A 25,335-nucleotide genomic window follows, 5' to 3' on the forward strand; every position below is an offset into this window, starting at 1 on the left:
CGGTTTGCACAGGCAATGATGTCTTGTGTCAAACGATCAGTCATCGCCGGCTTGGGATGGACACGCTGGGACAGCGTCAAAGCCGACGGGTGTGAGGGAAAGCAGCGTTCAGCAAGACCATTGGTTTTGATCCGTGGACAACGGGTCACATCACGGTTGTGCGCGACGGACGATTGCCCGCGCGCCGCATGGGAGGAAGCAAAGAGTGTTCGAGAAGTATTTCAACCTGAAGGAACAAGGCACGTCTGTCAGAACCGAGGTGATCGCGGGCATCACCACCTTCCTGACGATGTCCTACATCATCTTCGTCAATCCCGAGATCCTGTCGTCGACCGGCATGGACCGCAATGCGGTGTTCGTGGCCACCTGCCTTGCGGCGGCGCTCGGCTCGCTGATCATGGGCCTGGTGGCGAAATGGCCGATCGGCATGGCGCCGGGCATGGGCCTCAACGCCTTCTTCGCCTTCACTGTCGTCGGCGCCATGGGCTTTTCCTGGCAGCAGGCGCTTGGTGCGGTGTTCATCTCAGGCGTCATCTTCCTGCTGCTCACCGTCAGTGGCGTGCGTAGCTGGCTGATCGCCGGCATCCCGCATTCGATGCGCAGCGCGATCGCTGCCGGTATCGGCCTGTTCCTCGGCATCATCGCGCTGAAAAGCTCGGGCATCGTCGTTGCCAGCCCGGCTACGCTGGTGACGCTTGGCGACCTCAGCCAGACCGGGACGCTTCTGGCGATTGCCGGCTTCTTCATCATCGCCGCGCTTGATGCCCTCAAGGTGCGCGGGGCGATCCTGATCGGCATTCTGGTGATCACCATCGCCTCGATGGTGCTCGGCGTCAGCCAGTTCAACGGCATCGTCTCGATGCCGCCCTCCATCCTGCCGACCTTCCTGCAGCTCGACATCGTCGGCGCCATGCATTCGGGCCTGGTGCATGTCATCCTGGTGTTCGTGCTGGTCGAAGTGTTCGACGCCACCGGCACGCTGATCGGCGTTGCCAAGCGCGCCGGGCTGATCGAACAGGGCAAGCCCAATCGCCTCGGCCGCGCGCTTCTGGCCGACAGCACGGCAATCGTCGCGGGTTCCCTGCTCGGCACAAGCAGCACCACCGCCTATGTCGAAAGCGCTTCGGGCGTCCAGGCCGGCGGCCGCACCGGCCTCACCGCACTTGTCATCGGCGTGCTGTTCCTGGCAGCATTGTTCTTCTCGCCGCTGGCGGGCTCGGTGCCTGCCTATGCGACGGCTCCAGCCCTGCTCTACGTCGCCTGCCTGATGATGCGCGAACTCGTCGAGGTCGAATGGGCCGACATCACCGAGGCAGCGCCTGCCGCGTTGACCGCGTTGATGATGCCGTTCACCTACTCGATCGCCAACGGCCTGGCGTTCGGCTTCGTCAGCTATGCCGCGCTCAAGCTTCTGACCGGACGTCCCGGCGAGGTGCACGCGGCGACCTGGCTGGTGGCAGCGCTGTTCATCATCCGCTTCGCTTTCTTCGCTTAAGAGGCCAGCCTGGCGCTCGCGCCAGAAGCAAAAACCGCCGGGGGCCGCGAACGCGGCCTCCGGCGGAATTGTTTTGAAACGTCGTTCCCGGACCTATTTGGGCGCAGCCGCCGCTGTTTCGCCCGGCGGCAAAATCCGGAACGTGAAGGTCGAGACCTTCTCGCCCGGCTTGAAGGGACCGGGAACCGCGTTGCTGACAGGCTTGACGCTCTGGAGGAATGCCGTGATCGCGCCTGCATCTTCCGGGGTGAGCCGCGCGAAGGCGTGCCACGGCATGATGGGCGCGAGTTCGCGACCGTCCGGTCGCTGACCGGTCTGGATGGCCGTCACGATCTGCGTGGCCGTCCAGCTGCCGATGCCGGTCTCCTTGTCCGGCGTGATGTTGCGGCCGACAAAGACACCCAGCCCCGGGATCTCGAAACCGACATCCGAGCCGCCCAGGAATTTCGCCTCATCTGGTTTTCCGAAGAAATAGCCCGGCGTGTGGCAATCGTTGCAGCCACTCATCGTTACAAGATATTCGCCCCGCGCCACTTGCGCGCTGTCGGCGACAGGGGCCGCGGATGCGGAGGTTGCTAAAGCTAGGAATGCGAGTCCAACCGACGTTCTAAACATCGCTTCACCCTTGTCTTTGCCTGTCCCTGATCCCCTCGCAGATCCGCCGCTTGTCCCCAGGCCTGGCAAAGGTCCGGGAAACACCAAATTCTCGCACTGTCTCGGAGTACTGACCAGAGGCCGGGGGATAAGGCATTGGGCGTATATCCGCCGGTTTTTTGCATGCCGGCCGAGCCGAAGCGAAGCCGCGCAAAGCGCTACCATTTCTTACGAAAAATCAACTTGACCGCGAATTGATGCAGCGCAATATACCACCCGTCGGCAACAGGTGCCGGCGTCAACTCAGGATAGCTCCGTTAATGGACAGTTCCAGTCGATCTAGCATCAGCCTGCTCGCCGCGACGCCGCGAACCTGACCATCTGCGTCCGGTTCACCCCGTCCACGCCGGCAGGCACAGGACAAGAGGTGAACCATGCGGGCGCCCATCTTCCGCATCCGACAACCCGCCCTCAGGTCTGCAGACCGTGGGGATCGAATAGGACGCTGACACTGCCGCTCACGCGGCAGTCGCCAGTTGCGCTTTGGCGCGGCCCTGCTTTCATTCGATAATCGGGTTGTCAGACCATGACCATGCATCATCCGGCCCTCGAGGCCGGCCGTCGGCGGCGTTACGTTCCAAATCTCTGGGACGCGCTGGCCTTCGGCCTGCTCTTCGGCACGCTCATTCTCATCATCCAGGGTGGCCGCGACACGCTCGCCCCGCTCACTGCACTTGACCAGGCGCCAATCTCGCTCGATCCGGCCATGCTGCCGGAATACGCGCTGCGCACCACCATGCGCATGCTGGCGGCGATCGTGGCATCGCTCGTCTTCACTTTCGCCTATGGCGCGCTGGCAGCCAAAAGCCGTCGTGCCGAAATGGTGCTCATCCCGTTGCTCGACATCCTCCAGTCGGTTCCGGTGCTGGGTTTCTTGTCGTTCACTGTGGTCGGCTTCATGTCGCTCTTTCCGGGCCGGGTGCTCGGCGTCGAACTGGCGGCGATCTTTGCCATCTTCACCAGCCAGGCCTGGAACATGACCTTCAGCTTCTACCAGTCGCTGAAGACAGTGCCGGCTGATCTCGACGAGGCCTCGCGCAGCTTCCGCCTTTCGGGCTGGCAGCGCTTCTGGCGCCTCGAAGTGCCCTATTCGATGCCAGGCCTCGTGTGGAACACGATGATGTCGATGTCCGGCGGCTGGTTCTTCGTCGTTGCCTCCGAGGCGATCTCGGTCGGCAACACCACGATCACCCTGCCCGGCATCGGCTCATATGTGGCCCTTGCCATCGGGCAGCAGAACCTCGCGGCTGTCGGCTGGGCGGTCATCGCCATGCTCATCGTCATCCTGATCTATGACCAGCTGCTGTTTCGGCCGCTGGTCGCCTGGGGCGACAAGTTCCGCGTCGAACAGACGGCCAGCGGCACGGCGCCACATTCATGGCTGCTGGTGGCAGTGCGCCGGACGCGCCTGTTCCAGATCCTGCTCACCCCCTTCAGGGTCGTGCTCGGCGCCCTGCCGCGCCAGCGCTTTGCCTTGCCTGTCGTCGTGCCGGGCGAGGTTGGCGCGTTCTGGTCGACGCGCTGGGCCGATCGTGTCTGGTTCGCGCTGGTGCTTGGGGCCGCCGGCTATGCGATATGGCTGATCGTCGGCTTCATCGCGACGGAGCTTGCGTGGGTAGAGGTCGGCGAGGTCCTGTGGCTCGGCGTCCTGACGATGCTGCGCGTGATCGTGCTGATGGCGCTCGCGACCTTGATCTGGGTGCCGATCGGCGTCTGGATCGGGCTCAGGCCGCGCGTCGCCGAGCGGGTGCAGCCGCTGGCCCAGTTCCTGGCGGCCTTCCCCGCCAACATCGTCTTTCCATTCGCTGTCGTTGCGATCGTCAAATTTGGTCTCAACCCCAACATCTGGCTGTCGCCACTGATGGTGCTGGGCACCCAGTGGTACATCCTGTTCAATGTGATTGCCGGGGCGAGCGCCTTTCCCAACGACCTCAAGGAAGCGGCCGCCACGTTCCGCATCAAGGGTTGGTACTGGTGGCGCAAGGTCATCTTGCCGGGGATATTCCCCTACTACGTCACCGGCGCGATCACCGCGAGCGGCGGCTCGTGGAACGCATCCATCGTCGCCGAGGTGGCAAGCTGGGGCAGCACCACGCTCAGGGCCCACGGCCTTGGTGCCTACATCGCCGAGGCGACGGCCGCCGGCGACTATCCACGCATCGTGCTCGGCATCGCCGTGATGTCGCTGTTCGTCATCCTGTTCAACCGGTTGGTCTGGCGTCCGCTTTATGCCTTTTCCGCCAACCGTCTCCGCCTCGATTGAGGAAAGGAACCTCCCATGACCCTGCTCGAACTCACCAACACCCACACCAACCTCACCACCGCCCCGCTGGTCGACATCTCCGGCGTGCGCATGGTCTATCCCAAGGGCGACAATGCCGAGCTCGTCGTGCTCGACAATGTTTCGCTGAATATCCGCGAGGGCGAGATCGTCGGGTTGCTCGGCCGCTCCGGCTCGGGCAAGTCGACGCTGCTGCGCGTGTTGTCAGGCCTCGTTACGGCGACCAGCGGCGACGTCAGCTGGTGCGGCAAGCCCGTGGTCGGCCCCTGCGAAGGCATCTCTATGGTGTTCCAGAGCTTTGCCCTGTTCCCCTGGCTCACCGTGCTTGAGAATGTCGAGATCGGCCTGGAGGCGCTGGGCATTCCGGCACCGGAACGGCGGCGCCGCGCCATCGAGGCCATCGACCTGATCGGCCTTGACGGTTTCGAAAGCGCTTACCCCAAGGAGCTGTCCGGCGGCATGCGCCAGCGTGTCGGCTTTGCGCGCGCGCTGGTTGTCCATCCGCGCCTGATGCTGATGGATGAGCCCTTCTCCGCACTCGACGTTTTGACCGCCGAGACGCTGCGCACCGACCTCATCGATCTGTGGATCGAAGGACGTCTGCCGATCAAGTCGATCCTGATGGTGACGCACAATATCGAGGAGGCCGTGCTGATGTGCGACCGGATCCTGATCTTTTCGTCGAACCCCGGACGGGTCGCGACCGAGATCAAGATCGATCTGCCGCATCCGCGCAACCGCGACGATCCCACCTTCCGTCAGCTCGTCGACGACATCTATGCACGCATGACCCAGCGCACGCCGGCCGAAAAGGCCGAAAAGCGGGCCATCGAAGGTTTTGCCGGCACGGGTATCGGCATGGTGCTGCCACGCGTTTCGACCAACCTGCTGTCAGGGCTGATGGAGGAGCTTGCAGCACCCGCCTATGGCGGCAAGGCCGACCTGCCGGACCTTGCGGCGACGCTGCAAATGGAGGTGGACGAGCTCTTCCCAATCGCCGAGACACTGCAGCTGCTGCGTTTCGCCGAAATGGCCGAAGGCGACGTCCAGCTGACCGAGCTCGGGCGGCGGTTCGTCGATTCGGAAGTCGACGCGCGCAAGCGGCTGTTTGCCGAACATCTCGTCGCTTATGTGCCACTCGCCGCACTGATCCGGCGTGTACTCGACGAGCGGCCAAGCCATCGAGCGCCGTTCACGCGCTTCTCGGAGGAACTCGAGGACCACATGTCGGAAGAAAGCGCCGAGGCAACCTTGAGGGCGACGATCTCATGGGGCCGCTACGCCGAGCTGTTCGGCTATGACGAGCATAGCGGACAGTTCAACCTGGAAAACCCGGCTTGAGCGCAGGCTAACCGGAAACGGGCTTATCCGTGGAAGAGCCAGCTTCGTTCGCATGCGTTGACGAAGCTGGCCCTCCTACGTCGATCTGGCCACGTTCGTTTTCATGAAGTCCTCTGAAAACGAAAACCGCAGCAGGCAATTGCCCTGCCTTGCTTGGGATGGGATGCTTTCGCGGCCCGCAAAACGGAACTGACTTGAAATATGAAGCGAAATTCGCTGCAAATGGCCACAGAGGGCAACAAACTCGTGGCTTGCAATCCCCTGGGCCAAAGCGCGCAATCATCGCCGCATTTCATTTGACATTCATTTGTAGTTCGAAATAATCCAAATCGAGCTTCGATAAATGTTGAAATTGCCGCAGTGCGAAAAGACGGCGAAGGCGTGAGCATGCCAGACATACACGACATCTTCGTCATCGGCGGCGGCATCAATGGCTGCGGCATCGCACGCGATGCGGTCGGGCGCGGCTACTCGGTCTACCTCGCCGAAATGAACGATCTCGCCAGCGGCACGTCGTCTTACTCGACCAAGCTGATCCATGGCGGACTGCGTTATCTCGAACATTACGAGTTCCGCCTGGTGCGCGAAGCGCTGATGGAACGCGAGGTGCTTTGGCACAACGCCCCGCACATCATCTGGCCGATGCGCTTCGTTTTGCCCTACGCCAAGGGCCTGCGCCCGGCCTGGCTGATCCGGCTTGGCCTGTTCCTCTACGACCACATTGGCGGGCGCAAGCTTCTGCCCGCGACCAAGACGCTCGACATGCGTAGCGATGCCGCCGGCAAGCCGCTCAAGCCGATCTTTTCAAAGGCGTTCGAGTATTCGGACGGCTGGGTCAACGATGCCCGGCTGGTGGTGCTCAACGCTCGCGACGCCGCCAACCGGGGTGCGGTGATCCGCACGCGAACCAAGGTGACAAGTGCCCGCCGCGGCGATGGCCACTGGACGATCCGCATCGAAGACCTGCGCAGCGGCAATGTCGAAGAGGTCAAGGCGCGGCTGATCGTCAACGCCGCCGGCCCATGGATCGACCATGTCCTGACCGAAACCGTTGGGCAAAACAACGTCCACAATGTGCGCCTGGTCCAGGGCAGCCATATCGTGGTGCCGAAGAAGTTCGACGATCCGCGCGCCTATTTCTTCCAGAACAAGGACGGGCGGATCATCTTCGCCATTCCTTATGAGGAGGACTTCACGCTGATCGGCACCACCGACCAGGATTATGACGGCGATCCGCATACGGCGAAGATCAGCCAGGCCGAGATCGACTATCTCTGCGATGCGGCAAGCGAATATTTCGCCGAGCCGGTCAAGCCCGAGCACATCGTATGGACCTATTCCGGCGTGCGCCCGCTCTATGACGACGGCGCCAGCAAGGCACAGGAAGCAACGCGCGACTACGTGCTGAAATCGGATGGGGGCGAAGGCCAGGCGCCGATCGTCAACATCTTCGGTGGCAAGATCACCACCTACCGGCGCCTTGCCGAGTCGATGCTCGAGATCATCGAAAAGCACCTGGGCAAGAAGGGCAAATCCTGGACCGCGACAGCCGCCCTGCCCGGCGGCGAGTTCGCGGCAACCGCCTTCGACGCCGAAGTGATGAAGCTCAAGGCGGCCTATCCGTTTCTTGACATGCATCTCGCCCGTCGCCTGACCAGGCTCTATGGCACGCGCGCAAAAGCTTTGCTCGGACTGGCCAAATCCGAAGCCGACCTGGGGCGCAATTTCGGCGCCGACCTCTACGAGGCGGAGGTGCGCTACCTCGTCGACAACGAATGGGCAGTCACGGCAGAGGACATTTTGTGGCGGCGCACCAAACGTGGCCTCAAGCTCGGCAAGGAGCAGGCCGTCACGCTGGATGGTTTTTTGCACGACATAGGCACAAGGACTGGCAACGCCGCAGCCTAGCGGCCAAACTTGCCGGCAGTTAGAAAAGCCGGGCGCAACATCGCATGGCATCGATTTTCAAGGGGAGACGGCACCGAACCGCCTCCCCTTCGTGCAGCAGGAGAGGGATATGAGCGGGTTCATTCTGGCGATCGATCAGGGCACGACGTCAAGCAGGGCGATCGTGTTCGACCAGGCGATGAAGCTCGCCGGTTTAGGCCAGAAGGAATTCACTCAGCATTTCCCCGCCTCCGGCTGGGTCGAACACGACCCGGAGGAAATCTGGGACAGCGTCGTTTCGACCTGCAAGATCGCACTCGAAAAGGCTGGCAAGTCGGCCGCCGAAATCGCGGCAATCGGCATCACCAACCAGCGCGAAACGGTGATCATCTGGGACAAGGCGACCGGCAAGCCGATCCACAATGCGATTGTCTGGCAGGACCGGCGCACGGCACCGCTTTGCGCCAAGCTCAAGAAGCAGGGGCTGGAGCCGCGCTTCACCAAAAAGACCGGCCTGCTGCTCGATCCCTATTTCTCCGGCACCAAGATCGCCTGGCTGCTCGACCATGTGAAGGGCGCACGCAAGCGGGCCGAGCGGGGCGAGTTGCTCGCCGGCACGATCGACTCGTTCCTGATCTGGCGCCTGACTGGCGGCAAGGTGCATGCGACCGACGCCACCAACGCCTCACGCACTTTGGTCTACAACATCGAGAAAAACGCCTGGGACGCCGAATTGCTCGACATCCTGCGCATTCCAGTGGCCATGCTGCCGGAGGTCAAGGATTGCGCGGCCGACTTCGGCGTCACCGAAAAATCGTTATTCGGTGCCGAGATCCCGATCCTGGGTGTGGCCGGTGACCAGCAGGCGGCGACCATCGGCCAGGCTTGTTTCGAGCCGGGTATGATGAAATCGACCTATGGCACCGGCTGCTTTGCCATCCTCAATACCGGCAGCGACATCGTCCGGTCCAGGAACCGGCTGTTGACCACCATCGCCTACCGGCTCGACGGCAAGACCACCTATGCGCTGGAAGGCTCGATCTTCGTCGCGGGCGCTGCGGTGCAATGGCTGCGCGACGGCATCAAGGTGATCGGCAAGGCCGAGCACAGTGGCGAACTCGCAGCAAATGCCGACGATACGCAGAGCGTCTATCTGGTGCCGGCCTTCGTAGGCTTAGGCGCGCCGCATTGGGATGCCGATGCGCGCGGCGCGATCTATGGCCTGACCCGCAATACGGGTCCTGAAGAGTTCGCGCGCGCGGCGCTGGAATCGGTCGCTTATCAGACCCTGGACCTGCTCGATGCCATGAAGAAGGACTGGAAGACCAGGAACGGCAAGACCGTGCTGCGCGTCGATGGCGGCATGGTCGCCTCCGACTGGACGATGCAGCGCCTCGCCGACATCCTCGACGCGCCGGTCGACCGTCCGACGGTGCTCGAAACGACAGCTCTTGGGGCCGCCTGGCTCGCGGGTTCGTACGCAGGCGTCTGGCCCAAGGCCGAGGCGTTTTCCAGGGCCTGGGCGCTCAACCGGCAGTTCACGCCTCAAATGGAGCCGAAGCTACGCAACGCCAAACTGAAAGGCTGGCAGGACGCGGTGCGGCGCACGCTGACGCCGAAGTAACCCAAATCGGGGCAGTCCTATCTGGCAAACTTGGTGAGCAGCGCTTGCGCTTCGTCGGCGAGCACTCGTGTAAGCTCGGCGGCGGGCATTTCGCGGCCGAGGCGTGCCGCCTGCCCCGACCATAAGGACATGAAATCGCCTGAGCCAAGCGGCTCCGACCTGGCCCTGAGTGGCGCGAGCGCGCCGCCGGCCAGCGGGAACGCGGGCGCCAGATCCGACATCGGGCCGACTTCGCGCATGACGCGGTTGACGATGCCGCGCGCAGGGCGGCCGGTGAAGACATTGGTCAGCGCGGTGTGGTCGTCCTTCGCCGAGCGCAGCGCCGCCTTGTGGGGAGCGGCTACCTTGGCCTCCGGGCAAAACAGATAGGCGGTGCCGATCTGCACCGCCGATGCGCCAAGCACGAAGGCAGCGACGATGCCGCGCGCGTCGGCAATGCCGCCGGCGGCGATGACGGGCACCTTGACGGCATCGACCACCTGCGGCACCAGCGCGAAAGTGCCCGCCTGGTTGGCGACATCGTCGGTGAGGAATATGCCGCGGTGACCGCCAGCCTCGGCACCCTGGGCGATGATGGCGTCGCAGCCTCTCGCCTCCAGCCATACGGCCTCGTCGGCGGTGGTTGCCGAAGACAATATCTTGGCGCCGGTCGCCTTGACGCGGTCGAGCAATGCGGCGTCAGGCAGGCCGAAATGGAAACTCACCACCTCGGGGCGGAATTCCTCGACGATCTCGCAGAACTCGGCATCGAAGGGCGCGCGTGCCGAACGCGGCGCGGGTGCTGCCGGATCGAGCCCGAGTTCGACATAGAAGGGCTCAAGCCTGTGCTTCCAGGCGGCTTCGCGCGCGGGATCGTCCTCAGGCTGCTTGTGGCAGAAGAAATTGATGTTGATCGGCCGCGCGGTGCGCTGGCGGATGATGCCGAGCTCGGTGCGCGCCTTTTCCGGCGACATCAGCGCGCAAGGCAGACCGCCCAGGCCACCGGCCTCCGACACGGCAATCACCATCTCGGAATCGACAGGGCCAGCCATCGGCGCCTGCAGGATCGGAAGTTCTAGGGCCAGAAGATCAAGAATTCGACGATCGGGCCACATGGTGTCTTCCTTCCTTACAGTCAGGCCTGCTGACGCTCGGCCCTGCGGGCGGCAATCTGGCGCATGGCGATGACGCGGCGGCGCCAGATCTCGGTGCGCATCGCCATAAGATGCAGCGTGAAGAACAAAAGGGTAAAGCCAAGCGCCATCGTCATCAGGGGCCAGAGCATGCTTGGGTCGATGGTCGGGCCGCCGATGCGGAACACAGATGCCGGCTGATGCAGCGTGTTCCACCACTCGACCGAAAACTTGATGATCGGGATGTTGACGAAGCCGACAAGCGTGATCACCGCTGCCGCACGGGCCGAACGCGCCGGGTCGTCGAGCGCGCGGGTCAAGGCGATGATGCCGAGATACATGATGAAGAGCACAAACACCGAGGTCAGGCGCGCGTCCCACACCCACCAGGTGCCCCACATCGGCTTGCCCCAGATCGAACCGGTGAGCAGTGCAAGCGCGGTGAACACGGCACCCACCGGTGCCGCCGACTTCAACGCGACATCGGCGAGCGGATGACGCCAGACAAGCGTTCCAAGGGCCGCTATCGCCATCACCGAATAGCACATCATGGCGAGCCAGGCGAAAGGCACATGGATGTACATGATGCGGACGGTGATGCCCTGCTGGAAATCCTCAGGCGCTGCAAAACCGAGATAGAGCCCGGTTGCCAGCACCAATGCCGACGCCCCGGCAAGCCAGGGCGCGATCTTGTCCACCAGCGCGATGAAGCGGGTCGGGTTGGCCAGGTCGCTGAAACGCCAAGCCTGCGAGGTCGTCTGTGTCATGGACGCTAAATAGCCTTGGCGGGTTTTCTTCGCAATCGGTTCCGACGTCGCGGGCCACAACGAAAACGGGGCGCCAAAGCGCCCCGTTGCATCTTGCCGAAGCTGAACCAGCCGGCGCAGACAGCCTTAGGCCGCTGCCTCGACGTGGGTGACGCGGCGAACTTCCTCGTCGTTGAGCAGGCCACCGGCGCGCAGCAGCGAGGCAAAGCGCCCGTTGCGCGCCGAAAGCTCGCCAAAGCCGCCCATCTCAACGACATGGCCGCGATCCATGAACACGACAAGATCCGCGTCGCGGACAGTGCTCAGGCGATGCGCGATGATGAAGGTCGTGCGACCGTCGCGCAGCATGTCGATAGCGTCCTTGACCCGGTTCTCGGTTTCGACGTCGAGCGCGCTCGTCGCCTCGTCCAGCACCAGGATCGGCGCGCTCTTGAGGATGGCGCGGGCAATGGCGATACGCTGGCGCTCGCCGCCGGACAACTGTCCGCCGCGCTCGCCGACATTGGTGTCGTAGCCTTCGCTCTTCGACAGGATGAAGTCCTGCGCGGCCGCAGCACTTGCAGCGGCGTGCACTTCTTCATAACTCGCGCTGGCGCGGCCGACGCGGATGTTGGCCTCGATCGAGCGGTTAAGCATGCCGGCGTCCTGGAACACGGTGGCGATCGAATGGCGCAGCGACTTCTTGGTCACCGTGCGCGTATCGATACCATCGATGAGAATGCGGCCCTGGTGCGGCGTGTGGACCCGCTGCAACAGGTTGATCAGCGTGGTCTTGCCCGCGCCCGTCGGGCCAACAATGGCGACCGTCTGGCCGGCGCTGACCTCGAAGGTAACGTCGGTGACGCCCTGCCCCGAATTCGGGAACTCGAAGCTGACATTTTCGAAGCGCACGTGACCGGTGACGTTTTCCAGTTCGCGCAGGCCTTCCGGCTCGCGATTATCGCCGGCGGAGTCCTCGAGACGGTAGAACTCCTCCAGCTTCGAACGCGCGTCGAAGATCTGGTTGGCGAAGTTCGAAACCTGGTCGAGACGGCTGATCAGCAAAGCGGCAAAGCCGGTGAAGGCAACGATGTCGCCAATGCGCAACTGGCCCTTGCTGACGAGATACGCGCCGATCAGCAGCACCACCATCATCGAGATGGTCGAGGCCAGCCGGTGCATGGCCGAAGCCAACGCCCACCAGTCGAGGACCGGGTTCTGCGTGGTGATCAGCGCCTTCACATAGCCGCGAAGCGCTTCGGTTTCCTGGCCGACACGGTTGTAGCTCTGCAGCACCGCGACATTGCTGACCGAATCCGAGACGTGGGAAAAGACCTTGTGGTAATGGCGCTCGACCGAGGCCTGACCTTCCTTGGTCTTGCGCATGACGAGCCGGCCGATGGCGACATAAAGCGCGCCCAGCACCACCAGCACCAGCGACATGCGGGCGTCGAGCGAAAACGCAGTCGGGACAAGCAGCACCAGCGCCACCGCCGTCGACAGATGCGTACGCATGAATTCGAGCCACAGACCGAACAGTGCCTCGATCGCGCGCAGCAAGGTGTGCAGCGAATGCGACGTGCCACTCTGCTGGTGCCAGGCCAGCGGCATGGTGATGACGCGTTCGAACGACTGGCAAAGCACCTCGCCGCGCCGCGCATGAGCGAGGCGGTCGGCGCCGCGCGCTACCAGCACGAAGGCTACGATGTTGAACGCGCCGAAGCTCGCCCACAGTGCCATTGTCGGAACGACTTCCGTCTTCCCGGCGATGGCATCGATGATACGCCCGAACAGGATCGGCTCAGCAATAGTGACGATTGCCAACACAACGTTGGCAGCGCAAATCAACCCGACCTTCTTGCCGTCTGCGGCAAGATAACGAAGGGCTCTCCAATAGACTTCAAGCAACGACACTTTGGTACCCCTTGAGTCCCGTTCGTCCCTTTATTGTGCACTGCACCATGGCCGACAGATAGCGACCCCGGTTCCGCAAGACAATGCGCAGATAGCCGTTGAGTTCAAAAAAATCGACCAACACATTTCAACGGCCCGTAATCTGGTGTGATCCGATAAGGAATTGAGAACTAACGAAAAAAGGCATCGTTGCGGCGAAATGATGACGAAGATCGCGGACTAGCCCATTGACGTAAAAAAAGGCAAGCACGATTTGCTGCCTGAATGAGAAAGAGCGCCGCCCGTCCCATCGACGCGCGGCGCTCCAATATCGTTGTGGTCTTGATGGTCAGGCCGGAATGCGGATCACAACCTCGACCTCGCCGCTGTCGCGCATGGCAAAGGATGCGTCCTTGCCCTTCACGCCATCGACATCGGCTTTCGCAGCTTTAGTGGCTTTATCCCTCACCACCCGCAACCTGTAGACGGCACCGCCCAAACGAACCGTGGCCGAATAACCTTCCCAATGCTTGGGAATAGCTGGCGAAACGACAAGCCGGTTGCCGCGCTGGCTGATGCCAAGGATACTTTCGACAGCCGCGCGATAGAGCCAGCCGGCCGAACCTGTGTACCAGGTCCACCCACCCCGCCCTGCCTTGGAGGCATCGGCATAAACATCGGCCGCCACGACATAGGGTTCGACCCGATAGGTCTCCGCCGCCTTCTCGTCGAGCGCATGGTTGACAGGGTTGAGCATGGAGAAGCAGCGGTAGGCCTCGTCGACCTGCCCCATTTCCGCCAAGGCAATGACAAACCAGGTCGCCGCATGGGTGTACTGACCGCCATTTTCGCGCACACCGGGCGGATAGGCTTTTATGTAGCCCGGATCCTTTTCCGTCTCCGAAAAGGGCGGCGTGAACAGCTTGATGAGTTGAAGCTCGTCGTCGACCAGCATTTTTGTCGCCTGCGCCATGGCGGTCTGTGAGCGGGCTGGGTCGCCCTCGCCCGAAATCACGCTCCACGATTGCGCGATCGAATCGATCTTGCATTCGTCGGAATTGCGCGAACCAAGCGGCGTGCCGTCGTCGAAGCTGCCGCGGCGATACCACTCGCCGTCCCAGGCGGCATTCTCCAGGGCCCGCTTCAAGGCATTGGCGTGCTTGTCCCAGGCGTTGGCGCGCTTGGTATCGCCCTCGGCTTTGGCCAATGGCGCGAACTCACCCAATGTTCTGAGCAAGAACCAGCCAAGCCAGACACTGTCGCCCTTGCCCTCTTCGCCGACGCGGTTCATGCCGTCGTTCCAGTCGCCGCCCAGGATCAGCGGCAGGCCGTTCTTGGCCGTCCGCTTAATGGCAAGGTCGAGCGCACGCGCGCAGTGCTCGTAGAGCGAGGCTTTTTTCTTCGACGTCTCAGGCGTGAAGAACGCGTCGTGTTCGCCCGGATTGAGCGGCTGGCCTTCGATGAAAGGCAATTGCTCGTTGAGGATCGCCGCATCGCCGGTCACCGTGACATAGCGCGCGGCGGCACTCGCCAGCCAGACGACATCGTCGGAGATCATCGTGCGTACGCCCGCTCCGGTGCGCGGCAGCCACCAATGTTGCACGTCGCCTTCGGCGAACTGCCGGCCAGCCGCAGTCAATATCTGCTCGCGTGCAAGACCAGCATCATGCATCAGCAACGCCAGCGTGTCCTGCAACTGGTCGCGGAAGCCAAATGCACCGCTCGCCTGATAGAAGGCCGAGCGTGCCCGGATGCGGCAGGCAAGGCTCTGATAGGGCAGCCAGTTGTTGACCATCGCATCGAGCGCCTTGTCGGGCGTCTCGACCTCGATCGTGCCCAGGAAGGAGCGCCAATTGCGTTCGTTGTCAGCCAGCCTCTGGTCGAAATCGACCTTGAGGTGGCGGGCAACCAGCGCGCTCGCCTCTTCGTCCGAGCCGGCATCACCGAGCAACCAGAGCAGCGTCACCGAGCCACCGGCGGGCACCTCGACATCCCTTGATATAGCCGCGCACGGATCAACACCCGCCTCGACGCGTCCGGTCAGCTCGACGCCGAGCGTGACAGCGCGGGGCGCCTCGACAGTTCCGCCGGCGCCGATGAATTCATGGCGATCGGAGGTGACGGAGCTTGCCTTGCCGTCCATCGCCATGAAGGCGACACGCTCGCCGAAATCGAGGCCATAGGTATTGCGGGCCAGCAGCGCGCCGGTTGCCGCATCCAGCGAGGAGACGATGTTTGGCGCGGTCTTGGCCCGGCTGTTGCCGAGCACCCACTCGACATAGGCATAGACCCTGAGTTTTGCCGGCACAGCGCCGGTATTCTCGATGCGCAGACGCGAGATACGAACCGGATCGTTCGGGTCGACAAGATGCGTCAGTTCGGTCGCCAGCGTGCCGCGCTTGGAGCTGAAGGTCGAGAAACCCTGGCCGTGGCGGGCCTCATAGGTTGCTTCCGCGTCGCGAGCCACCGCTGCAATCGGCGAATATGTCCGCCCACTGGCGCGATCGAAGATGTAGATCGCCTCGCCCGGACGATTGGTCACCGGATCGTTGGACCATGGCGTCAGCTGGTAGTCGCGGCTGTTGCGGCTCCAGGTGAAGGCAGCGCCCTCGGCCGAGCTGTGGAAGCCGAAGCCGGCATTGGCAACGACATTGATCCAGGGTTGCGGGGTGGCACGGGCGCCGTTGAGGCGCACGACATAGTCGCGGCCGCCGGCGTCGAAGCCGCCGAAACCGTTCCAGTAGGTCAGCCCGTCACCCGCAGGTTTGCGGGCACTGCGCGAAGGCGACGTTTGAAGTGCCGTCGTCTCGGGCCTGTCAGTGGCCTGGGCAGCCATCAACGCGTCACGCGCCTGAAGGGCGGCAGCCTCCGCCCGCTCGATCTGGTCGAAGATCGTGCCGTTGCGGGTGTGCAGGCAAACGCGGGCGACGGCCAGCAGCGTGCGGTAGGACGCCTCGTCCATCAGGTCGCGGCGCACGGCGAAGATGTGCTGGCGCGGTCCAAGTTCCTTGCCGCGCAGGCGGCTGTTCTCGCACAGCGCCTCGATCGCCTGCTGCAGGTCCTGCACATAGGACGAGGCCTGCTCGTTGACGATGACGAGATCGGCGACAAGGCCGCGCGCCCGCATGTATTCCTGGAACCTGAGCACCTGGGCGATCATCTCGATGTCGGCGATGTCGCCGATCCTGATCGCAAGGATGGGGAAGTCGCCGGAGATCGCCATCGGCCACAGCGCCGACTGCCGGCCAAGCCCGGAAGCGATAGCATCCGCCGACAGGCGCAGGAACGGATCGGGATAGATCAGAAAGCGTGCCAGCTTCTGGACGTTGGCCGCATCGGCAAGATTAAGGCCGAGATGGCGCGTCTGCACCTGCGAGCGCGTCCACGACAGCATTGCCTGGCGCGGGAAGCCCTCAGGATGATCGAGCCGTGCGACGGTCTCTTCGACCTCTTCGCGGGTTGAACCCACAATCGTCCAGAACGTCAGCGATACCTTCTTGTTGGCCGGCACGCGGACGCGGCGACGAAGGGCTGCCACCGGATCGAGCGTGAAACCAGCGCTGCCCGAAAGCTTGGCGCCCGGATCGAAAGCCGCCGGATCGGCAATGGTACGGCCGCGGCCGATGAAGGCGCGGCGGTCGGTTTCCGCCTCGGTATCGCGCACGAAGCCCGACTGGTCGGTGACGAAATGCGCTGCCACCACGGACGGCTCGTTGGCCGCCCGCGTGCGGCGGGTCGCAAGGATCGCACTGCCGTTGTGTGTGATCTCGGTCTCGACGAACATCTTCGAAAACGCCGGATGGGCATTGTCGTTGGCTTCGGGTGCAAGCACCAGCTCGGCAAAGGAGGTCACCTCGATGTGGCGATCGACCGCCGCGTCGTTCCAGATGGTGACCTTGCGGGCTTCGCCATTGCCTTCGGAGACGACGATGCACTCGACCTCGCTGCGCAGCGTGCCCACCGTCTTGATGAAGCTCGCCTTGTCGTCGCAGAACACCGTCTGGGTCTGCTCGCCGGTCGCGCGCTTTGGCTCTGATGTAGCCGACCACCAGTCACCGGTATCGGTGTCGCGCAGGAACATGTAGGTGCCCAGCCGGTCCTCGGTCGGATCCGGCTGCCAGCGTGTGATCGCCATGTCGTTCCAGCGGCTGTAGCCGGAGCCAGTGGCGGTCACCATCACCGAATAGCGGCCATTCGACATCAGATTGGTCGAGCGCAGCGCGCGCATCGGATTGAGCACAATGCGGGTATCGGCGCTGTGATCAGTCGTCTCGTCCTTGGTGTGTTCGGCCACTTCGGTGCGGACAGTGGCGACGGGAATGTCGCGCGGCGCCTTTTCCTGCAACAGGAGCTCAGCCGCCTCGATCACCGGATCGCTGTGGAAGCGGTCGCGCATCCGGCCTTCGAAGATGGCATTGGCGATCGCCACGATCGACATGCCCTGATGGTGAGCCATGTAATTGTAGACGACGGCGTGGTCGGTGCCTTCCGGCACGCGTTGCGGCGTGTAGTCGACGGCGTCGTAATAGCCATAGCGGCCGAGCGCGCCGAGCTTGCGCAAGCGCCTGAGGTTTGCTGTCGCTTCGCTCGGCATGAACTGTGCCGCCAGCACCGTCGCATAAGGCGCGATGACGGTGTTCTGGCCAAGTCCGCGCTTGAGGCCAAGCCCAGGCACGCCGAAGTTGGTGTACTGATAGGTCAGCTCGCGGTCGCGGCCGTTGTAGGCCGCTTCGGAAATGCCCCACGGAATGCCCTTCGAGCGTCCATACTGGATCTGCCGGCGGATGATGAGCTTGTTGGTCTGGTTGAGGATGCCGCCTTGCGGCTCCTTCATCACCAGTGGCGGCATCAGGTACTCGAACATCGAGCCGGACCACGACATCAGCGCGCCCTGGAAGCCGATCTCGACAATTGGCCGGCCGAGCCGGAACCAATGATCGGTGGGGATATCCCCCTTGGCGATGCCAAACAGACTGGTCAGCCGCGCCTCGGAGGCGAGCAAGTCGTAGCAGCTTTCGTCGAGCTGGTGCTCCTCGACACGGTAGCCGATGGACAGAAGCTTGCGCTCGTTGCGCATCAGGAACGAGAAATTCATCTCGAAGGCGAACTTGCGGGTCCGTTCGCGCAGTTCCATCAGCTTGGTCCGCAGGGCGATGACAGTCTGGTCGTCGCTGTGGGCGTCGTGCACATGCGCTTCGCAAGTGGCTTCGAGCGTCCTTGCCCAATCGGCAAGCACATCGCTCTTGGTCGAGGCGGCCTCGGTGTGGATGGCGCCTGCGAGTTTGCGGATCTCGCCTGACAGCACCGCGAGATTGATTGTGCGGATCGACGCCATCTCAGGCTGCGACTTGATGGTTTCCACGGCCCGGCGCATGCCGTCGATGCGGTCGATGAGCCGCTGGCGCAACGGCCTCAGCTGCCTGCGATCGTCTGGCAGATCAGCGACGCCCTCCTCAATGATCGAAACGATGTCGAGAATGCCATCAAAGTCGCCCTGCAGATGGACCGACGGAGCCTCCGCCCATTCCGCACAGGCAGCAGCGACCGCTACAAGATGGCCGGCGAGATTGCCGCTGTCGACGCTTGAGACATAGAGCGGGTAAAGCGGCCTCAGGGTCGTTGTGTCATACCAGTTGTAGAGGTGGCCCCGGTAACGCTCCATCTTTTCGATGGTCGAAACCGTGGCGTCGATGCGGGCAACGGCATCGGCCAGGCTGATCCAGCCGAAATCGCGAGCTGAAACGACCGACAGCAGGTAGACGCCGATATTGGTCGGCGAGGTGCGGGTGGCAATGACGCCTGTGGGGTTTTCCTGGAAATTGTCCGGCGGCAGATGGTTCTGCTCAGGCGTCACGAAGGTTTCGAAGTAGTGCCAGGTGCGGCGTGCCACCGTGCGCAGCGTATGCACATCCCATGGCGCTACATGCAGCCGGTCTTCGGTTTCAGCCGAGCGGCTGATCAGGCAGGCAAAAGCCGGCGACCCAGCCCAGAAGATGGCAAAGGCGAAGGCGACGAAGGCACCGGTCGAATCCGTCATGACCGGCAATACCAGGCCGATCAAGGCGATGATCACGGCGCCATACATCATGCGGTAATAGGCGGCGAGATCGTTGTCGCCGGACTTGTGGGCCTGCGATGCGGTGCGCCACTCCAAAAGGTTCTTGCGGCTGACGAACAGGCGGTAGAGCGTGCGGATGATGGCGTCGCCCATCATCCAGGCGAGATGCGCCATCAGCACGATCTTCAGCGCCACCATCGCCGTGCCGAAAGCCAGGTCGCGGCCGAGCGCGCTGAAATGGCCACGCGGGGTGGCATCCCGGTTCTTGGGCAGGATGGCATCGATGATGTCGAAGGTCGGCGCCATGAACAGAGTGAGGATCAGCAGCGCCTGCCACTGCGCGGCCTGAGTGAACGGCAACAGCGTCCAGCCTGCAATCGCCGCCATGACCCAGAAGATCGGGGTCAGCGAACGGCGGAGGTTGTCGACCATCTTCCAGCGCGACAGTGCTGGTACACCCGACTTCGGGTCGAAGATGAAGCCGAGCAACTGCCAGTCGCCACGCGCCCAGCGATGCTGGCGCGAGGCATCGACCGAATAGCGGGTCGGATAGTCCTCGACCACCTCGACATCGGTCACCAGCGCCGAGCGGGCGAGTGCGCCTTCGAGCAGATCGTGGGAAAGCACTGTGTTTTCGGCGATGCGCCCCTTGAGGGCCGCTTCCATCGCATCGACATGGTACAGGCCCTTGCCGGTGAAGGTGCCTTCGCCAAAGACGTCCTGATAGAGGTCGGAAACGGCAAAGACATAGGGATCTAGCCCGCGATGGGCCGAAAACACGCGCTGGAAGAACGAGGCTTCGTCGCCTGTTGTCAGCGACGGTGTCACGCGCGGCTGCAGGATCGCATAGCCTGCAGTCACCAGACGCTTTTCGGTGTCGAATTCCGGGCGGTTGAGCGGATGGCACATCTTGCCCGCCAGCTTAGTCACCACGCCGCGCGTCATGCGCGTGTCGGCGTCGAGCGTCATGACATGGACGACGGTTTCGGGCAGCGGCGTGTCGGTCGGCATGAAGGTCGTGTCGCCGTCGCCGCGCAGCAGCAAATTCAGCTCGTGCAGCTTGCCACGCTTGCGTTCCCAGCCCATCCAGCAGCCCTGCGCCGGGTTGTAGAGCCGGCGGCGGTGCAGCAGGTAGAAGCGCGGCGCGCCTTCGCTTGGATAGCGCTGGTTCAGCTTGGCGATTTCACGACGGGCGTAATCATATATCTCACGGTCGGCGACCGAAATCTCGTCCTGGCTGTCGGGCCAGTCCGACAGCACCGCAAAGTGAATTTCGCCCGACATGTTGGCGAGATAATGCACCTCGATGTTGCGGATATTCTCCTCGACATCGTCGCGTGAGCCGATCAGCGAAGGCACCACGACAAGCGTGCGGGCTTCCGCCGGCACGCCGTCCTTGAATTCGTAGCCGATAAGCCGGGTCGGCTCGAGGAACTTCAACACGATGGTGTTGAAGAAGGCGAGCGCACCTTCGCTTGCCGGCACTGCAAACAGCGTCAGCATCAGCACGATCGCTCCTGTCGTCATGCTCGGCAGGCCGAGTGCGGCAAGTGCGTTGCCGGCCAGGAAAAGCAGCAGCACTGTCAGCGCAAAGACCGGGAGAGCTATGCCCACCCAGTTGGTCTTGCGGAACGCACGGTTGACCAGGCGGCCGATGGTCGGGCGATAACCGATCGCTTCTTCCAGCTCCTGCCGGCGCGGGCCGACAAGGAAAAAGCCGACGTCGGAGCATTCTTTCTGCAAGCCGTCTTCGGCCGGGGCAGGCCTTTCGGTGTGGGCGAAATCGGTCGCACGCTCGGCAACCTGAAATTCGGACAGCTTGGAGTGACGGGCCAGTTCTTCAATCGCGGTGCGATACTGGTCGCGCGAGGCAAAATCGAGCGCGGCAAAATTGGTGCGTTCGCGCAAGAGCATGTCGACACGGCTGACATCCTCGAACCAGACAGTCCAATCCTGGTCGTCGATGAGACGAAGGCCACGAATGATGTTGCCGGTGGTGACATTGCCGCTCGACAGCGTGTGGTGCTCGCCGATGATGATCTCTTCGGCGTCGCTGCCTGACTTCTCGAGTTCGTTTTCCAGCCAGATCAATGCCTTGCCGGCGTTTTGCGAGCCGTCGCGCAAACGATAGAGCAACTGCGTGGCGAAGGTCGTGTCGCGGGCGTGCACGGCATAGGCCTTCAGCAAGGCAAGACCGTCGTCCTGTTCCTGCACGCTCTGCAAGCGGTCGGCGACGTCATTGGCGATCGCGCGCATTTCGCGGGCGCGGTTGACCCGCACGGCGATGCGTCGCAGGTTTTCGACCAGAACGAAACGCAGCAGTGACGGCAGCGCCCAGAGCTCGCCGATATGCAGAGGCTCGACAGACTGGTAGCCCTCGACGACAGCCTTGAACATCTGCGCCGACACTGTGCTGTCGGAGTGGGCGACATAGACCCAGGCGATGGCAAGCGCGCGCGGCACCCGCTGTCCTTCGCCAAGATCGATCGTCGGCAATTCACGATAGAAGCGGCGCGGCAGGTCACGCTTGACCTGATAGATGGTCTCTTCGACCAGATAGTTGTTGTCGAGCAACCACTGCGCAGCGGGCGTGATCGGCTCTCCCCTGCCCTGCGCTGCATTGGTGTCGCGATAGACCTGCAGGATCTTCTTGGCGCTCTCGCGGATGCGGGCGTGGAAGTCGAAGGCCTCAAGACCGAAATAGGAGCGGAGCTCCTTGCGAGCCAGGCTTTCACCTGTCGCCCTGAGGCGGTCCTCATGCAGCACTGTGGCCCTGATAGGCTGTTCGGCTACAGCCGGGAAGCTCGGCACTACATCTTTGATCCGGCGCAGGTCAGTCTGAATATTCATCTACAGCATTTCCGTTTGACAGAAAGTCCGCGGCGCCTGTCGACGTCGCGGACCTGTCGCATAAACCGTTTCAAACAAGAATTGGTTGCATCGCAACACAACAGGTCGATGGATCGCTCTCGCACCGCGATTGAGTGAAAATATGGCGTCGTCGTAGCACACGCCGCCACCCGCCTCATAGCAGTGCCAAGTGAAGACCGGAACGCAAGGATTCGGGCTTTTTCGTGTTTGTCTGCTGAAATTTGGCCATATTTCAGGCAGTGCCCGTCAAAGGGCTTCGCCTTGGCTTTTGCGAAGCCGAATCTGCATCCCGACGTCTTCCCAATATCCCTTCAACGGCGCAGGTCTCCGCCGTGAAAGACTGGCTCCGCAAGTCACCCGCCTCGCGGCAATACGGTGTAGACCCTGACGACAAAAGCATGGAACTCGGCCATGTAGTTCTTGAGGAACTCGGCGGTTTCGTCATTGGTCACCTCACCGTCGTCGGTGATCAGGCCGGGCTTGAACTGGATATAGGCTTCGGGCGCGTTCATCTGCGGCGAATTGCAAAAACTGAGCACGCTGCGCAGGCTTTGCTGGGCCACCGCCGTGCCGATCGCACCCGGTGACGTCCCGATGACAGCCGACGGCTTGCGGGTGAAGGAATTGGTGCCATAGGGCCTGCTCGCCCAGTCGATGGCGTTCTTCAAACCGCCGGGAATGGAGCGGTTGTATTCTGGCGTAACGAACAGAATGGCGTCGACACCGGCGAGCGCCTTCTTGAAGGCGCGGGCTGGCGGTGGAAAATCGGCGTCATAATCATAACTGTAGAGCGGCAGATCCTTGAACGAGATCTCCTCCATATGGAGATGTTTCGGCGCGAGCCTGACCAGCGCCTTGGCGAGCTTGCGATTGATCGAACCGGCAGCAAGGCTGCCGATGAAATAGCCGACCTTGTAGGTATCCATGGCACGTTCTCCATTTCGCCGCGCGATATCGATCGCCGGCCTGACCTACCCGTCCCCACAGGGATAGTTGGCCAGTTCTATCAGGATGTCACGACGATTTTGGAGATTGCGCCGCTATCGGTTCCGAATGGAGACGCGCAGCAGCGTCACCGGCTCGCTCGGCTCGATGCTCAGCATGGCCGGACCGCCCTCGAAATGCAGTGTGTCCAATGGCGCGAGGGGCTCGTGGCCGACACGCGCCGCGCCCGAAACCATGAAGATCAAGCTGTTGCCCTCACCTAAAGCGATTTCGGTCGGCTCGGAGAATTCCAGCCGCTCGACCACATGGCTGAAGCGGCGACGCCTGGTCATGACGTTAAAATCAAGCACGGGGCCATCGATCAGGGCAGCACTGGTGCTCTCATCGCCGGGAAACGCGTAAGGTTGTGACCTCGGCGAAAGCTCGACCGGCGGCGCATCACCTGCCGCGAGCCGCATGGTGCCGGCAAGAACCGTCAGCGTCCTGTCGATACCTTCAAAGGTGGAAAACGGCCCGCCGGATGCCACCTGCGCCATCGAGATGCGCCAATCGAAATCGTCGAGCCCGGCCTCAGGCGGCCAGGCGATGATTTCGGTCGTCACGCCGCCGCCGTTCTTCCACGGCATGGGGCGGCAGTCGGCGTGACGGATGATGTGCATGGCTCAGCCCAGAATGCCCGGCAGGTTGAGACCGTGCTGCTTGGCGCAGTCGACGGCGATGTCGTAGCCGGCGTCGGCATGGCGCATCACGCCGGTTGCCGGGTCGTTCCACAACACACGTTCGAGACGACGCGCCGCATCTTCGGTGCCGTCGGCGACAATGACCATGCCCGCATGTTGCGAGAAGCCCATGCCGACGCCACCGCCATGGTGCAGCGACACCCAGGTGGCGCCCGAGGCGGTGTTGAGCAGCGCGTTAAGCAACGGCCAGTCGGACACGGCGTCCGAGCCGTCCTTCATCGCTTCCGTCTCGCGGTTGGGCGAGGCGACCGAACCCGAATCCAGATGATCGCGGCCAATGACGACCGGCGCCTTGAGTTCGCCACTGGCGACCATCTCGTTGAAGGCAAGGCCGAGGCGGTGACGATCGCCGAGACCGACCCAGCAGATGCGCGCCGGCAGGCCCTGGAAATGGATGCGCTTGGCCGCCATGTCGAGCCAGTTGTGCAGATGCTTGTTGCCCGGCGTCAGTTCCTTCACCTTGGCGTCGGTCTTGTAGATGTCCTCCGGATCGCCCGAAAGTGCTGCCCAGCGGAACGGGCCGACGCCACGGCAAAACAGCGGCCTGATGTAGGCCGGCACGAAGCCAGGGAAGTCGAAGGCGTTCTCGACACCCTCTTCCAGCGCCATCTGGCGGATATTGTTGCCGTAATCGACCGTCGGCACGCCCGCCTTGTGGAAGTCGAGCATGGCGCGGACCTGGATCGCCATCGAGGCGCGCGCGGCCTTTTCGACGGCCTTTGGGTCGCGCTCGCGCTTCTCTTCCCACTGGGCAACGGTCCAGCCCTGCGGCAGGTAGCCATTGACGGGATCATGCGCTGAGGTCTGGTCGGTCACGGCATCCGGCCTGACGCCGCGCTTGACCAGTTCGGGGAAGACATCAGCGGCATTGCCAAGCAATGCGACCGAAATCGCCTTCTTTTCCTTGGTCGCCTTGTCGATGATGGCGAGCGCGTCATCGAGATCCTTGGCCTGCACGTCGACATAACCGGTCTTCAACCGCATCTCGATGCGGCTCGCCTGGCATTCGACGGCGAGGCAGGAAGCGCCCGCCATGGTCGCGGCCAGCGGCTGCGCGCCGCCCATACCACCGAGACCAGCAGTAAGTATCCAGCGGCCGGAAAGATCGCCGCCATAATGCTGGCGGCCCATCTCGACGAAGGTTTCGTAGGTTCCCTGAACGATGCCCTGGCTGCCGATGTAGATCCACGAGCCGGCGGTCATCTGGCCGTACATCATCAGGCCCTTCTTATCGAGCTCATTGAAGTGGTCCCAGGTCGCCCAGTGCGGCACCAGGTTGGAGTTGGCGAGCAGCACGCGCGGCGCATCCTTGTGGGTGCGGAATACGCCCACCGGCTTGCCCGACTGTATCAGCAGCGTCTCGTCGGCTTCGAGATTTCTCAAAGCGGCGACGATGCGGTCATAGCTTTGCCAGTCACGCGCGGCGCGGCCGATGCCGCCATAGACGACCAGTTCGCCGGGCTTTTCGGCGACCATGGGGTCGAGATTGTTCATCAGCATGCGCAGCGGCGCTTCGGTCAGCCAGCTCTTGGCCGTAAGTTCGGTGCCCGTCGCTGCGCGGATGACGCGGGCATTGTCGATGCGGGAATGTTGGGTCATAGGGCTCTCCCTTCAATTGGTTGGAACCACCCCCGCTCCGTCTCGGGCTTCGCCCTCGCCACCTCTCCCCCTGCCCGGGGGAGAGGAAG

The 25,335-nt window shown here is 62.9% G+C and carries 13 protein-coding genes; 5 read left to right on the plus strand and 8 right to left on the minus strand.

Annotated elements, in window-relative coordinates:
* The first annotated feature begins 205 nt into the window (after positions 1–205).
* Positions 206–1,495, plus strand: a complete 1,290-nt coding sequence (locus AC1RTB_RS03625; RefSeq protein ID WP_492880491.1) for an NCS2 family permease — start codon at positions 206–208, stop codon at positions 1,493–1,495.
* Between the two features lie 93 nt (positions 1,496–1,588).
* Here AC1RTB_RS03625 and AC1RTB_RS03630 read toward each other — a convergent pair whose 3' ends face one another.
* The gene (locus AC1RTB_RS03630; protein WP_492880646.1) at positions 1,589–2,110 is read right to left on the minus strand and encodes a cytochrome c; all 522 of its coding nucleotides are present in this window, start codon (positions 2,108–2,110) and stop codon (positions 1,589–1,591) included.
* A gap of 565 nt (positions 2,111–2,675) precedes the next feature.
* Between AC1RTB_RS03630 and AC1RTB_RS03635 the strand changes: the two genes are divergently transcribed.
* The 4 genes from AC1RTB_RS03635 to glpK all read left to right on the plus strand — a co-directional run bounded on the left by AC1RTB_RS03635 (position 2,676) and on the right by glpK (position 9,282).
* Complete coding sequence (locus tag AC1RTB_RS03635) at positions 2,676–4,412, plus strand: ABC transporter permease (protein WP_492880492.1); 1,737 nt, start codon at positions 2,676–2,678, stop codon at positions 4,410–4,412.
* A 15-nt stretch (positions 4,413–4,427) separates the two neighbouring features.
* A complete protein-coding gene (locus AC1RTB_RS03640; RefSeq protein WP_492880493.1) occupies positions 4,428–5,771 on the plus strand; it encodes an ABC transporter ATP-binding protein in 1,344 nt (447 codons plus the stop codon).
* 387 nt (positions 5,772–6,158) lie between these two features.
* A complete protein-coding gene (gene glpD, locus AC1RTB_RS03645) occupies positions 6,159–7,679 on the plus strand; it encodes a glycerol-3-phosphate dehydrogenase (protein ID WP_492880494.1) in 1,521 nt (506 codons plus the stop codon).
* Positions 7,680–7,788: 109 nt separating this feature from the next.
* Positions 7,789–9,282 carry a glycerol kinase GlpK gene (glpK, locus tag AC1RTB_RS03650; protein ID WP_492880495.1) on the plus strand — a complete coding sequence of 498 codons (1,494 nt, stop codon included), beginning with the start codon at positions 7,789–7,791 and terminating at the stop codon, positions 9,280–9,282.
* A gap of 17 nt (positions 9,283–9,299) precedes the next feature.
* Here the strand turns inward: glpK and AC1RTB_RS03655 are convergent, their stop codons facing one another.
* The 7 genes from AC1RTB_RS03655 to hutU all read right to left on the minus strand — a co-directional run bounded on the left by AC1RTB_RS03655 (position 9,300) and on the right by hutU (position 25,246).
* Positions 9,300–10,376: an NAD(P)H-dependent flavin oxidoreductase gene (locus AC1RTB_RS03655; protein WP_492880496.1), complete on the minus strand. Its 1,077-nt coding sequence runs from the start codon at positions 10,374–10,376 to the stop codon at positions 9,300–9,302.
* Between the two features lie 20 nt (positions 10,377–10,396).
* Entirely contained in the window at positions 10,397–11,161 is a 765-nt protein-coding gene (locus AC1RTB_RS03660) for a heme ABC transporter permease (protein WP_492880497.1), read from the minus strand.
* A gap of 126 nt (positions 11,162–11,287) precedes the next feature.
* Positions 11,288–13,054: a glucan ABC transporter ATP-binding protein/ permease gene (locus AC1RTB_RS03665; RefSeq protein ID WP_492880498.1), complete on the minus strand. Its 1,767-nt coding sequence runs from the start codon at positions 13,052–13,054 to the stop codon at positions 11,288–11,290.
* A gap of 328 nt (positions 13,055–13,382) precedes the next feature.
* Entirely contained in the window at positions 13,383–21,941 is an 8,559-nt protein-coding gene (locus tag AC1RTB_RS03670) for a GH36-type glycosyl hydrolase domain-containing protein (RefSeq protein WP_492880499.1), read from the minus strand.
* Between the two features lie 374 nt (positions 21,942–22,315).
* Complete coding sequence (locus tag AC1RTB_RS03675) at positions 22,316–22,888, minus strand: NADPH-dependent FMN reductase (protein ID WP_492880500.1); 573 nt, start codon at positions 22,886–22,888, stop codon at positions 22,316–22,318.
* A 114-nt stretch (positions 22,889–23,002) separates the two neighbouring features.
* Complete coding sequence (locus AC1RTB_RS03680) at positions 23,003–23,566, minus strand: HutD/Ves family protein (protein ID WP_492880501.1); 564 nt, start codon at positions 23,564–23,566, stop codon at positions 23,003–23,005.
* Between the two features lie 3 nt (positions 23,567–23,569).
* Complete coding sequence (gene hutU / locus AC1RTB_RS03685) at positions 23,570–25,246, minus strand: urocanate hydratase (protein WP_492880502.1); 1,677 nt, start codon at positions 25,244–25,246, stop codon at positions 23,570–23,572.
* Positions 25,247–25,335: the final 89 nt, after the last annotated feature.

Source organism: Aminobacter sp. GW821-FHT11F06 (genome assembly GCF_058808215.1).